This is a genomic window from Phenylobacterium sp. (assembly GCF_024508875.1).
GTDB lineage: Bacteria > Pseudomonadota > Alphaproteobacteria > Caulobacterales > Caulobacteraceae > Phenylobacterium.
This window is the reverse complement of record NZ_JANINU010000020.1, coordinates 1-13,109: the sequence shown is the minus strand read 5'-3', so window position 1 is coordinate 13,109 and position 13,109 is coordinate 1. Positions and strand designations below refer to the sequence as shown.

Below are 13,109 nucleotides of genomic sequence, written 5' to 3'. Positions count from 1 at the left end.
GCCTCGAGCTTCACCTTGGGCAGGAAGTTGATCTGGTACTCCGCCCCCCGATAGATCTCGGTCTGGCCCTTCTGCCGGCCATAGCCCTTGACCTCCGAGACCGTCAGACCCTCCACGCCGGCCCTGACGAGCGCTTCGCGCACGTCGTCCAGCTTGAACGGTTTGACGATCGCCATGATGAGTTTCATCCGCTCGCTCCCGCGTCCGGCCCTGAGGGCGGGCCCAACCCCTCTCGTTCGTCCTAAGGCCGCCGCGCCTTTGCTGTTGATCCCCGTCGCGGCGGTCGCAGCCACGCTATGGCCGGCGCCGCGCGGGACGGACCGCTGGGGTGACGCTTTGATGAAGAAGCCGGTGGCGGCCTAATTCGTGGGCGCCAAGTGGTCGCGGCGCCTGCGATTTGTGCAATAGGAGGGCTCGGGAGCCTGCGGCGAGCGCTTGACGGTCTCGCGGACAGTCGTAAATCCGGCGCTTTCCACCCCTAATCTCACGGTGTCGTGAGACGGGAACCGCCCGAAGTCTCCAGCGTAACCCTTCGCGGCCCGACCAGCACCGGACCGCCAGCCCAGAGGATATCTATGTCGCCGACCCGCTTCCTTCTTGCCGCTGTCGCCGCCGCCGCGATGGGCGCCGCCCCGCTCGCCGCCCTGGCCCAGGACGCGGCGAAGCCCATCGCCATCCAGGGCGACCTGGTCGACACCCTGAAGCTCTCGGGCCAGTTCACGACCTTCGTCGCCGGCCTCGACGCCACGAACCTGTCGGGCCTGCTCAAGACCAACAAGAACCTGACCGTGTTCGCCCCCACGGACGCGGCGTTCGCCGCTATGCCCGGCGACCAGTTGGCCAAGCTGAAGGGCGACAAGGCCGCGATGCAGAAGTTCCTGCTGCACCACGTGGTCAACGCGCCGGTCGACTCCTCGAAGATCAAGGGCGCCAAGGGGCCGATCCCGTCGGGCGCCGGCGACACCATCCTGCTCGACGGCAGCGACGAGGCGGGCAAGCTGAAGGTGGACGGCGCGACGATCACCCAGGCCGACCTGCACACGGGCAGCGGCCTGCTGCACGTGGTCGATCACGTGCTGGTCGCGGGGCAAGGCGCGCCGGAGCCGCCGGCCGCCGCGGCGCCCGCCGCCGACGCCTCGGCCACCGCGCCGGCCCGGTAGATCGACAAAACCTGCGGCTTCGGCGGGAACCAACACCCGCCTGAGCCGTAGAGCGTCAGCACATCGAGATGGGGTTTGAGAGATCGCGCCCATAACGGAGTTCTGACGATGAAGATCGCCCTTTTCGCCACCGCCACGGCCGCCGTCGCCCTCCTGGGCGGCGGCGCCTATGCCCAGGATCCCGCGCCGCGCGCCCCGACGCCCGGCTCGGTCACTGGCGACTGGAATGGGGCGCACGCCCCCTCCGACGACAAGCAGTACACGGAGAAGGTGACCGTGCCGCTGGGCTCGGCCCCCGCGTCGGCGGCCATCGCTGCGCCGCCGGTCGACACCGGGGTGGCGGCCTCGACCTCGAGCACGACGTCGACCGACGTCACCGCCGCGGCGCCCTCGGCCACGGAGAATGCGCAGGCCGCCAGCGTGACCACCACCACGGTCACCAACGGGCCGGTGCCGGATACCGCCGAGAACCGCGCCAAGTACGGCCAGCCCATGTCGCGGGCCGGCAAGCGCACGGCCGCACGCGGCAACTGACCGCCTCGAAAACACCCCGCTGCGCGGGTTGAAGCAAAGGTCGGCGGGCCCTATGGTCCGCCGACTTTTTTTGCGCCTGCGAACGTCCCCCAATCGATGCCTGACCAACCGCTGTCTTTTCAGGGCCTTATCCTGAAGCTCCACGACTACTGGAGCCGTCAGGGCTGCGCGATTCTACAGCCCTACGACGTGGAGGTGGGTGCGGGGACGCTCTCGCCGATGACCGTGCTGCGCACGCTGGGCCCCAAGCCCTGGAAGGTGGCCTATGTGCAGCCGTCGCGTCGGCCGGCCGATGGGCGCTATGGCGAGAACCCCAATCGGCTGCACCAGCATCACCAGTACCAGGTGATCCTGAAGCCCAATCCCGAGAACCTGCAGGAGCTCTACCTGGGCTGCCTGGAAGCCATCGGCATCGACCCGCGGGTCCACGACATCCGTTTCGTCGAAGACGATTGGGAGAACCCCACCGTCGGAGCCTGGGGGCTTGGATGGGAAGTCTGGTGCGACGGGATGGAGATCACCCAGTACACCTACTTCCAGCAGGTGGGCGGCCTGGACGTGTTTCCGGTGGCCGGCGAACTGACCATCGGCCTGGAGCGGCTGAGCCTCTATCTGCAGGACAAGGACAACGTCTACGACCTGCAGTTCAACGACGAGTTCAAGTACGGCGACATCTACCTCGCCAACGAGCAGCAGTTCTCGGCCTTCGAGCTGGAGGTCGCGGACGTCGCGACGTGCAAGCGCCAGTTCGAGGACATGGAGCGCGAGGTCCCGCGGATCCTCTCCATGAAGGGCCGCCAGGGCCAGTCGCTGGCGTTGCCCGCCTACGACCACGTGCTGAAGGCCAGCCACCTGTTCAACATCATGGACGCCCGCGGCGCCATCGCCGTGGCCGAACGGCAGAGCTACATCGGGCGCATCCGCGACCTCTGTAAGATGTGCGCCGAGGCCTGGGTGGCCGACCAGGGCGGGAATTCGTAAGCCATGCCCCAGCTCCTGCTCGAACTGCTCTCCGAAGAGATCCCCGCGCGCATGCAGGCCGGCGCCGCCCGCGACCTGGAGCGGATGGCGCGTGAACGGCTGGCCGCCGAAGGCCTGCTGCCGGAAGCCCTAAAGACCTTCGCCGGCTCGCGCCGCCTGACCCTGGTGGCCGAGGGGCTGCCCGAGGCGCAGAAGGACCGGCACGAGGAACTGAAGGGGCCGCGTACGAACGCGCCTGAGCAGGCGCTCGAAGGCTTCCTGCGCAAGAACAGCCTGTCGAAGTCGGACCTCACGGAAAAGGACGGCGTCTGGTTCGCCCACATCCACCGCAAGGGCCGGCCCACGCCGGAGATCGTCGCCGAGATGGTCGAGGCGATCGTGCGCGAGTTCCCGTGGCCCAAGTCGATGGTCTCGGGGACCAGCAAGCTGCGCTGGGTGCGCCCGCTGCGCCGCATCCTCTGCGTGTTCGACGGCGAGGTCGTGCCGTTCCAGATCGACGGCATCCCGAGCGGTGACACGACCGTGGGCCACCGCTTCATGGGCTCGGGCCAGTCGTTCAAGGCCAAGGACTTCGACGCCTACGCCGAGAAGCTGGAGAAGCACTACGTCGTGCTGGACCCGCAGGAGCGGAAGGAACGGATCGTCGACGCCGCCCGCACCCTGTGCTTCGCGCGTAACCTGGAGCTGGTCGAGGACCAGGGGCTGCTGGACGAGGTGGCCGGCCTGGTCGAGTGGCCGATCCCGGTGCTCGGCGACATGGATTCCGCCTTCCTGGACCTGCCGCCCGAGGTGATCCGCACGTCGATGCGGGTGCACCAGCGCTATTTCGCCGTGCGGGATCCGAAGACGGGCAAGCTGGCGCCGCATTTCCTGACGGTGGCCAACATCGACGCGACCGATGGCGGCAAGACCATCGCCAAGGGCAACGCCAAGGTGCTGGCCGCGCGCCTGTCCGACGCGCGGTTCTTCTGGACCGAGGACCGCCGGACGAAGTTGGAAGACCGGCTTGAGAAGCTGAAGGGCGTGACCTTCCATGCGAAGCTGGGCGCCATGTACGAGCGCGTCGAGCGGCTGGAGATGATGGCCGCCGCGCTGGCGCCGCGGGTCGGCGCCGATCCGGCGAAGGCGGCCCAGGCCGCGCGCCTGGCCAAGGCCGACCTGGGCACGGGCGTCGTCGGCGAGTTCCCCGAGCTGCAGGGGATCATGGGCGGCTACTACGCCGAGGGCGAAGGGCTCTCGCCCCTGGTGGCCGAGGCGATCCGCGATCACTACAAACCGGCGGGCGCGAACGACGAGGTTCCGGACCGGCCGGTGACCATGGCCGTGGCCCTGGCCGACAAGCTGGACACCCTGGCCGGCTTCTTCGCCATCGACGAGAAGCCCACGGGTTCGCGCGACCCCTTCGCCCTGCGCCGCGCCGCGCTGGGCGTGATCCGCATCGTCCTGGGCTCGGAGCTGCGTATCCCGCTCCGGCAGGCGGTGGCCGACTGGTACCGCTCGCTCCGCTGCTTCGTGGATCCGGGCCGGGCGCTGTGGGTCTCGACGCCGAAGGTGACGGTGCACCTGGGCGCGGGCGGCCGGGCGCGCTCCCAAGAGTTCGAGGTCTACCTGCGCGAGTTCGACGAGGCGCTGCTGGGCGGCCCGCCGCAGGTGGTGGCCATGGACCGCGACGTCGACATCGTCTTCGACCGCCTCGAGCGCGAGAAGCCCCAGGGACGGGTGCTTTACGAATTCAGGCCCTACGACGAGGTGGCGGGCGAGATCGTGGCGTTCTTCGCCGACCGCCTGGAAGTCTGGCTGCGCGACCGGGGCCAGCGGCACGACCTGGTGGCGGCCGTGTTCGCGCTGGGCGACGACGATCTGGTCCGGATCGTGGCCCGGGTGAACGCCCTGGACGCCTTCCTGAAGACCGACGACGGGACGAACCTGCTCGCCGGCTACAAGCGGGCGGTGAACATCCTGAAGGCCGAGGAGAAGAAGGGGCCGCTGCCCACCGGCGCGCCGGTGCGGATGGCTTCGTCGTCGGCCGAGGAACTGGCGCTGATCCAGGCGGTTTCCGACCTGGACGCCAGGCTCGAAGCGGCGCTGGACGGCGAGGACTTCGCCGGGGCCATGCGGCTGCTGGCGAGCCTTCGTGCGCCCGTCGACGCTTTCTTCGACAAGGTGTTAGTGAATTCCACGGTATCCGAGGAACGCGAGAACCGCCTTCGCCTGCTGGCGAAGGTTCGTGACGCCATGGGTCAAGTGGCCGACTTCGCGCAGGTTACGGGCTAGCTGAGGGACGACGTAGAGAAATGGCCGAGACGATGGTGAAGACGCGTTGGGTCTATGCCTTCGGCGGCGGGTCGGCCGACGGCGACGCCTCCATGAAGAACCTGCTGGGCGGCAAGGGCGCCAACCTGGCGGAGATGTCGTCGCTGGGCCTACCGGTGCCTCCGGGCTTCACCATCACCACCGAGGCCTGCACCCACTACTACGCCAACAACCGCGCCTATCCCGCGGGCCTGCAGGAGCAGGTGGCCGCGGGCCTCGCCAAGGTCGAGCATCTCACCGGAAAGACGTTCGGCGATGCGGCCAACCCGCTGCTGGTCTCGGTGCGCTCGGGCGCGCGGGCCTCGATGCCGGGCATGATGGACACGGTCCTGAACCTCGGCCTCAACGACGAAACGGTGGAAGGCCTGGCCAAGCTGTCGGGCGACCGACGCTTCGCCTTCGACAGCTACCGCCGCTTCATCCAGATGTACTCGAACGTGGTCCTCGATCTGGACCACCACATGTTCGAGGAGATCCTCGACGATCATAAGGACCGCCTGGACATCCACGTGGACACCGGCCTGTCGGCCGAGCACTGGGAAGCGGTGGTCGCCGACTACAAGGACGCGGTCGAGCGCGAGCTTGGCAAGGCTTTCCCGCAGAATCCGAACGAGCAGCTCTGGGGCGCGGTCGGGGCGGTGTTCGCGAGCTGGATGAACGACCGGGCGAAGTTCTACCGGCGCATGCACGACATCCCCGAGAGCTGGGGCACGGCGGTGAACATCCAGTCGATGGTGTTCGGCAACATGGGCGACGGTTCGGCGACGGGCGTGGCGTTCACGCGCAATCCGTCGACGGGCGACAACCGCCTCTACGGCGAATTCCTGATCAACGCCCAGGGCGAGGACGTGGTCGCGGGCATCCGCACGCCGCAGCCGCTGACCAAGGTGGCGCGCGAGGAGATGGGGGACGTGAACCCCTCGATGGAAGAGGCGCTTCCCGAGGTCTTCGCCCAGTTCAAGGACGTCGTCGGTAAGCTGGAAAAGCACTACCGCGACATGCAGGACATCGAGTTCACGGTCGAGCAGGGCCGGCTCTACATGCTGCAGACCCGCAACGGGAAGCGGACCGCCAAGGCGGCGCTGAAGGTGGCGGTGGACCTGGCGAACGAGGGCCTGATCACCAAGGCCGAGGCGGTGATGCGCGTCGAGCCGGCCTCGCTGGACCAACTGCTGCACCCGACCATCGATCCCGCCAGCCCGCGCGACGTGATCGCCACGGGCCTGCCGGCGTCGCCCGGCGCGGCCACCGGCAAGGTGGTGTTCACGGCGGAAGAGGCCGAGAAGCTGGGCGGCTCGGGCGAGGCGGTGATCCTGGTCCGGGAAGAGACCAGCCCGGAAGACATCCGCGGCATGGACGCGGCCCGGGGTATCGTCACGGCGCGCGGCGGCATGACCAGCCACGCGGCGGTGGTGGCCCGCGGCATGGGGCGTCCCTGCGTCTCGGGCGCCGGCGAGATCCACATCGACGGCCGGGCCGGCGAGTTCCGCGCGCGGGGCCAGACCATCCGCGCCTACGACATCATCACTATCGACGGTTCGACCGGCGAGGTCCTGAAGGGCGCGGTGAAGATGATCGAGCCCGAGCTGTCGGGCGACTTCGCGGCCCTGATGGCCTGGGCCGACGAGGTGCGCCGGCTGAAGGTCCGCGCCAACGCCGAGACGGGGCTGGACGCCCAGACGGCGCGCCAGTTCGGCGCCGAGGGCATCGGTTTGTGCCGAACCGAGCACATGTTCTTCGACCCGGCCCGCATCGCGGCGGTGCGCGAGATGATCCTGGCTGACGACGTGGCCGGCCGGAAGGCGGCGCTGGCCAAGATCCTGCCGATGCAGCGCCAGGACTTCGTGGACCTGTTCAAGATCATGGAAGGCCTGCCGGTCACGATCCGCCTGCTGGACCCGCCGCTGCACGAGTTCCTGCCGCACACCGAAGAGGACGTGCAGGCGGTGGCCGAGGCCACGGGCCTCGACGCCGGCAAGCTCCTGCGGCGCGCGCAGGAGATGCACGAGGTGAACCCGATGCTGGGCCACCGTGGTTGCCGCCTGGGCGTTTCGTACCCCGAAATCTACGAGATGCAGGTGCGCGCGATCCTGGAAGCCGCCTGTGAAGTGGCGGCCGAGGGCCGACCCGCGCCGATCCCCGAGATCATGCACCCCCTCGTCGCCAAGGGCGAGGAGATGAAGTTCCTGCGCGAGCTGACCGACCGCACGGCGAAGGAAGTCATCGCCGAGAAGGGCCGCGAGATCGAATACATGGTCGGCACCATGGTCGAACTGCCCCGCGCCGCGATCCGGGCCGGGGACCTGGCCGAATACGCCGAGTTCTTCTCGTTCGGCACCAACGACCTGACGCAGACCACCTTCGGCATCAGCCGGGACGACAGTGGCCGGTTCCTGAACGCCTATATCGACAAGGGCATCTTCGAGAAGGACCCCTTCGTCAGCCTGGACCAGGAAGGTGTCGGCGACCTGATCAAGATCGCCGCCGAGCGCGGCCGGGCCAAGCGTCCGAACGTCAAGCTCGGCATCTGCGGCGAGCACGGCGGCGATCCGGCCTCGATCCAGTTCTGCGAAAGCGTCGGCCTCGACTACGTGAGCTGCTCGCCCTACCGCGTGCCGATCGCGCGCCTCGCCGCGGCCCAGGCCGCCATCGGCGAGCGCGAGAAGGATCGGTAGTTTCCAGTTGCGCCCCCATCGGGGGAGCTGTCAGCGAAGCTGACGGAGGGGGGCCTCAACCGTCTGGGCGGACCCCCTCTGTCGCCTCCGGCGACACCTCCCCGACGGGGAGGAATTGGGGCGCGCCTACCAGTTCCAGTCCTTGGCGGACGCCCGGCAGCCGCCGTCCTTCCAGCCCGTCCACCCACGCCCCCGCACCACCTGGCCCGGCCGCGCGGCCGTGGGTTCGCCTTTCGCGAGTGAGAGCTGGCCGTTCACCACCACCTCGCTGACGCCGGTCGAGAACTGCTGCGGCTTCTCGAAGGTGGCGTGGTCCTGGATCGTGGCCGGGTCGAAGACCACCACGTCGGCGTAGTTCCCGACCTTCAACATCCCGCGGTCGTGCAGGCCCAGGTTATGGGCGGGCAGGGCCGACAGCTTTCGCACCGCCTCGGCGAGGCTGAGCCGCTTCTCGTCGCGCACGTACTTGGCGAGCAGGCGCGAGAAGTTGCCGTAGGCGCGGGGGTGGGTCGACGACAGGAGGAAGGGGCCTTCCGGCGCCTGGCCCTCGGCGTCGGATCCGAAACTGACCCAGGGCAGGGCGGTCTGGCGGGCGACGTTGGCCTCGTCCATCAGGAAGTAGACGACCTGGACGCGGCTGCCGTCCTCGATGACCAGGTCGATGGCGGCGTCCTGAGGGCTGACGCCGCGCTCCCGCGCGACTTCGGCCAGCGTCTTGCCGGTGAGCGGCTTCAGCTTCGGATTCTTGAAGCCGACCAGCAGGGTGCCTTCGGCGCCGGCGTGCCGCTGCAGGTTCTCGAAGCCCACGGGCTCGCCGATCATCTCGGCCTTCACCTTGGCGCGGGTCTCGGGGTCCTTCAGCCGGGCGATCCAGGCCTCGACGCCGCCGGCCTGCACCCAGGTGGGCATGGCCGCGTCCAGGCCGGTGGAGCCAGCCGGATAGGTGTACATGTCGGCGGTGATCCGCAGGCCCTCGGCTCGGGCGGCCTCGATCTGCTTCAGGACGCCGTCCAGCTTGCCCCAGTTCGGCTTGCCGCTGGCCTTCAGGTGATAGATCTCGGCCGGCGCGCCGGAACGGCGGGAGATGGTGATCAGCTCGTCCACCGCCTGCTCCAGCCGGTTCCCTTCGGAGCGCATGTGGCTGATGTACATGCCCCCGCATCGGCCGGCCTCGGTGACCAGGGCCACCAGCTCGTCGGTCTCGGCGTAGCTGCCTGGGGCGTAGATCAGCGACGAGCCGACCCCCATCGCGCCGTCCTCCATCGCCTTGACGACCAGCGCGCGCATGCGGGCGAGCTGGTCCGGCGTGGGATCGACGTCGCCTTCGCCGAGTTCGTGGATGCGGGCGGTCGCGGCGCCGATGAAGGACGCCACGTTCACCGAGACGCCCTTCTTCTCGAGGAAGCGCAGGTACTCGTCGAGGCTGGTCCAGCCGATGGGATACCTGATGTCGCCCTGCCGCTGGAGGGCAAGGCGCTTCATCTCGGGGCTGAGCGGCCCCATGGAATCGCCTTCGCCCATCACCTCCAGGGTGATGCCCTGCTTCAGTTCGGAGAGAGCGCGGCCGTCCTGGATAAGGCTTTCGGTCGACCAGGACAGCATGTTGATGAAGCCCGGCGCGACCGCCTTGCCCGCGGCGTCGACGGTCTTCGTGGCGGCGCCCGGGCAGGCGCCCACACAGGCGATCCGCTGGCCCTTGATGGCCACGTCGCCCTTCACCGGCGCGCCGCCCGAGCCGTCGTATATCGCGCCGCCGCGGATCACGAGATCGTAGGCGGGAGCCGAGATGGCGGAGGATGAGAGCAGGGCCATCACCAGGCCCGTGACCACCGCTCGCTTCATTCCCCACCCCATCCCTGAACGTCGTGGCCGGGCTTATCCCGGCCATCCAAGCGCCTCGAAGGCGGCAGGTTCGCAGCGGCGAGCATCGGGCACAACCCGGCGCCTCGGCGCGTCTGGATGGCCGGGATAAGCCCGGCCATGGCGAGGCGAAAAGGTAGGCGCCTAGCGCTTCCGGACGAACACCGTCCCCGCCGAATAGCCGGCGCCGAACGAGCAGATCAGGCCCGTGTCGCCCGAAGCGAAATCGTCGTTGGCCTTGTGGAAGGCGATGATCGAGCCGGCGGACGAGGTGTTGGCGTACTCGTCGAGGATGATGACGTTCTCGTCCGGCGCCGGATCACGGCCCAGGACGCGGCGGCCGATCATCTCGTTCATGTTGATGTTCGCCTGGTGCAGCCACATGCGCTTCAGGCCGGTGGGGTCCAGGCCGAGGTCACCGGCGTGCTCGACGATCATCTCCGAGACCATCGGGACGACCTCGCGGAAGACCTTGCGGCCTTCCTGCACGAACAGCTTGTCCGGCTTGCCGATCCCTTCGGGCGCGGCGCGGTTGAGGAAGCCGAAGTTGTTGCGGATGTTGTTGGAGAACTGGGTCTTCAGCCGCGTGCCCAAGATATCCCAGCCGCCGTCGGCCAGGTCGGCCCGCTCGACGATGACTGCGGTTGCAACGTCGCCGAAGATGAAGTGGCTGTCGCGGTCGCGGAAGTTCAGGTGGCCCGAGCAGATCTCCGGGTTGACCATCAGCACGGCCCGCGCCGAGCCCGAGGTCACGAAGTCGGCGGCAGTCTTGATGCCGAAGGTGGCCGAGGAACAGGCCACGTTCATGTCGAAGGCGAAGCCTCCGATGCCCAGCGCCTGCTGCACCTCGATGGCCATGGCGGGATAGGCGCGCTGCATGTTCGAGGCGGCGCAGATGACCGCGTCGATCTGGCTCGCATCCTTGCCCCAGGCGGCGATCGCCTGCTTCGCCGCGGCGACGGCGATTTCGGCCAGGACCGACAGCTCCTCGTTCGGACGCTCGGGAATGTTGGGCGTCATGCGCTCCGGGTCGACGAGGCCGGTCTTGTCGACGACGAAGCGCGACTTGATGCCGGAGGCCTTCTCGATGAAGTCGGCGGAGGAGGGGGTCAGCGCCTGCACCTCGCCCGCGGCGATGGCCTCGGCGTTCCGCGCGTTGAACCGCTCCACGTAGGTGTTGAAGGTCTCGACCAGCTCGGCGTTCGAGAGGGCGTGGGGCGGCGTGTAGAGCCCCGTGGCGGCGATCACCGCGTCGGTCATTCGTCTTCCTTCCGGACTTTGGCCGCCTGATTACCACGCCGTACGCCGGCGTCACGGGGCGATGTGGCCTTCGGGCCACAGATACGAACTGAACACACCTTCGCCAAAGAACCGACCGGCCCAGGCCGCGTTTGGCGTCGATCCCACAAGGACTGGGCGGGCTGTCCAGAAGACGAGTACGGAGTTCCTCCCCCAAAATGAAAAAGTCTCTCATCGCTTCGGCCGCCCTGGCCGCCATCATCGCCGTTCCCGCCATGGCCCAGGCCCAGGTCGCGACGACCGCGGCCGTGCCGACCGGCGTCTACGGCGGCGTGAATGCCGGCATCGCCAACGGCGAAGGTCTCGACCTCGGCGTCATCAACGGCCGGCTGGGCTATCGCTTCAACAACTTCTTCGGCGTCGAAGGCGAAGTCGGCACCGGCCTGAAGAGCGACACCGACACGATCGCCGGCGTCGATGTGAACACCAAGCTCAAGTACGACGCCGGCGTGTACGGCGTGGGTTTCCTGCCGCTGGGTCCGAACACCGACCTGCTGGCCCGCGTGGGCTATGGCACGACCAAGCTCCGCGCCAAGGCGGCCGGCGTCTCGGCGTCGGACTCCGAGGAGTCCTGGAACTTCGGCGTGGGCGCGCAGCACCACTTCGACGGCCAGAACGGCGTGCGCGTCGATTTCACGCGCAAGGAATTCGAGAACAGTTCGGCCCACGCCAACGTGTGGTCGGTCGGGTACACGCGCCGGTTCTAGCGCGCGGCCCGCGCGTCTCGACGCCGAATAAGGCGACAGTGGGGAAGCCGCCGTGGCGTCACGGCGGCTTCTCTTTTGTTAAGAAAACGCCCGAAAGCGCGGAAATTAAAAGATCTTAATCGCGGCGTGTTGAGGTTGTGTCTCCGGAAAAGCGCGTGTTAGGCGAGCTGCAAGCTTCGCCGTTGATTCGGCGACGGGGGGCGATGACGCCGCCTCGCCCCTTGAGGGAGCTGCATCATCAGTCAGGAGAACACCTCAATGAACGCGTGGATTGCTGCAGCGGCTGCTGCGGCCACGATGGCGCTCGCGCCGGCTATGGCTCAGGCTCAGGAAACCGTTGAGCCGGGCGCCTATGTCAATCTGGGCGCGGCCTACGCGAGCCAAGGCGGCATCCACCTGGGCGCGATCCAGGGCAAGCTGGGCTACCGCCTCAACAACTGGTTTGGCGTGGAAGGCGAAGCGGCCTTCGGCGTGGACGACGACTCGGTTCGCGTCGGCGCCACGAAGGCCAAGGTCGAGCTGAAGCACCAGTTCGCCGCCTACGTCGTCGGCTTCGCTCCCGTGGCGACCAACACCGACCTGTTCGCGCGCCTCGGCTATGGCACCACCAAGATCGGCGCCTCGGCGGCCGGCGTGGCCGCGTCGGGTTCGGACGAGTCGGTCAACATCGGCGCCGGCGTGCAGCACCACTTCGACGGCAAGAACGGCGTGCGCCTCGAGTACCTCCGCTCGGAGTACAACGACGGCGGCCACTCCAACACCTGGGGTGTGTCCTACTCGCGCCGTTTCTAGTCGCGACAAGACCCGTCATCCCGGCGCTGCCGGGGCGGAGAGGCCACCGCGTCGCACGCGGTGGCCTTTTTCTTGACCGTCGCCTCAGGGCCGCCCACGCTCGGCGGAACGTATGTTCGGGAGGGACCGCCATGGACGAGGCGTTCTTCGTTCAACTGGCCCTGTCGGGAGCGGCGGTGGCGGTGCTGGTTGGGATCGCGGCGTGGGCGAAGATCGCCAAGCCGGCCGGTCCGCTGGACGATCACCGCGCGAGGGAGCTGCTCGCCGAGGAGTTCCCGGGTCGGCGGCTGGACGGAGTGTGGGTCGCCTCGGACGGCGCCGGCGCGCTCGCGAAGTCGGGCGGGCTAGCCCTGGTGATCTGCCAGGTGGGCGATGGGTTCGCGGCGCGCCAGATCCCCTGGGCGCAGGCCGTGGCGGCCAGCTTCAGGAACGGCAAGCTGTGCCTTGACCTCGCCGACGTCGCGGCCCCGCGCGCCACGATCTCGCTTCCGTCGTGGCCGCCGAAGGACCTCGCCGCGTGAAGGCCGCGTTTGATCCGGTCACACTGGCCACGCCATTCTTCATCCTGTCGATCATCCTGGAGATCGTGCTGGCGCGCCTCGGCAAGGCCGACGCTCGCTACGAGACCAAGGACACGGCGGTTTCGCTGGGCATGGGGCTTGGCTCCACCGTGGCGGGGCTGATCACCGGCGGCGTGGTCTTCGCCGCGACCCTGTGGGTCTATCAGCACCGACTGTTCACGATCCCGATGACGGCGATCTGGGCCTGGGTGGCGATCTTCCTGCTGG

11 protein-coding genes and 1 pseudogene are annotated in these 13,109 nt (G+C 68.4%); 9 read left to right on the top strand and 3 right to left on the bottom strand.

Annotation, left to right across the window (positions count from 1 at the left end):
- Positions 1-188 (bottom strand): P-II family nitrogen regulator (locus tag Q0L11_RS02525; RefSeq protein ID WP_296595275.1); only part of this gene is annotated, 188 nt, incomplete at its 3' end.
- A gap of 387 nt (positions 189-575) precedes the next feature.
- Here Q0L11_RS02525 and Q0L11_RS02520 point away from each other — a divergent pair.
- From Q0L11_RS02520 to ppdK, 5 genes are all read left to right on the top strand, one after another.
- Positions 576-1,160 carry a fasciclin domain-containing protein gene (locus Q0L11_RS02520; protein WP_296595274.1) on the top strand — a complete coding sequence of 195 codons (585 nt, stop codon included), beginning with the start codon at positions 576-578 and terminating at the stop codon, positions 1,158-1,160.
- 108 nt (positions 1,161-1,268) lie between these two features.
- Positions 1,269-1,694 (top strand): hypothetical protein, encoded by a 426-nt coding sequence (locus Q0L11_RS02515; protein WP_296595273.1) that lies wholly within the window; start codon positions 1,269-1,271, stop codon positions 1,692-1,694.
- A 96-nt stretch (positions 1,695-1,790) separates the two neighbouring features.
- On the top strand, positions 1,791-2,675 hold the full coding sequence (locus tag Q0L11_RS02510) for a glycine--tRNA ligase subunit alpha (protein WP_296595272.1): 885 nt from the start codon (positions 1,791-1,793) through the stop codon (positions 2,673-2,675).
- Positions 2,676-2,678: 3 nt separating this feature from the next.
- Positions 2,679-4,949: a glycine--tRNA ligase subunit beta gene (glyS, locus tag Q0L11_RS02505; protein WP_296595271.1), complete on the top strand. Its 2,271-nt coding sequence runs from the start codon at positions 2,679-2,681 to the stop codon at positions 4,947-4,949.
- A 20-nt stretch (positions 4,950-4,969) separates the two neighbouring features.
- The gene (ppdK, locus tag Q0L11_RS02500; RefSeq protein ID WP_296595270.1) at positions 4,970-7,663 is read left to right on the top strand and encodes a pyruvate, phosphate dikinase; all 2,694 of its coding nucleotides are present in this window, start codon (positions 4,970-4,972) and stop codon (positions 7,661-7,663) included.
- Between the two features lie 126 nt (positions 7,664-7,789).
- On the opposite strand, the gene Q0L11_RS02495 is transcribed toward ppdK, so the two are convergent.
- A complete protein-coding gene (locus Q0L11_RS02495) occupies positions 7,790-9,505 on the bottom strand; it encodes an amidohydrolase family protein (protein WP_296595269.1) in 1,716 nt (571 codons plus the stop codon).
- A 162-nt stretch (positions 9,506-9,667) separates the two neighbouring features.
- Positions 9,668-10,783 carry a beta-ketoacyl-ACP synthase III gene (locus tag Q0L11_RS02490; RefSeq protein ID WP_296595268.1) on the bottom strand — a complete coding sequence of 372 codons (1,116 nt, stop codon included), beginning with the start codon at positions 10,781-10,783 and terminating at the stop codon, positions 9,668-9,670.
- A 197-nt stretch (positions 10,784-10,980) separates the two neighbouring features.
- Here Q0L11_RS02490 and Q0L11_RS02485 point away from each other — a divergent pair, with 197 nt between their 5' ends.
- The 4 genes and pseudogenes from Q0L11_RS02485 to Q0L11_RS02470 all read left to right on the top strand — a co-directional run.
- Complete coding sequence (locus Q0L11_RS02485; RefSeq protein ID WP_296595267.1) at positions 10,981-11,529, top strand: porin family protein; 549 nt, start codon at positions 10,981-10,983, stop codon at positions 11,527-11,529.
- 258 nt (positions 11,530-11,787) lie between these two features.
- Positions 11,788-12,321, top strand: coding sequence for a porin family protein (locus tag Q0L11_RS02480; protein WP_296595266.1), 534 nt, complete (start codon positions 11,788-11,790; stop codon positions 12,319-12,321).
- A 131-nt stretch (positions 12,322-12,452) separates the two neighbouring features.
- Complete coding sequence (locus Q0L11_RS02475) at positions 12,453-12,842, top strand: hypothetical protein (RefSeq protein ID WP_296595265.1); 390 nt, start codon at positions 12,453-12,455, stop codon at positions 12,840-12,842.
- A pseudogene (locus tag Q0L11_RS02470) lies at positions 12,839-13,109 on the top strand (sterol desaturase family protein); the annotation flags it as partial. The gene Q0L11_RS02475 and the pseudogene Q0L11_RS02470, both read left to right, overlap by 4 nt.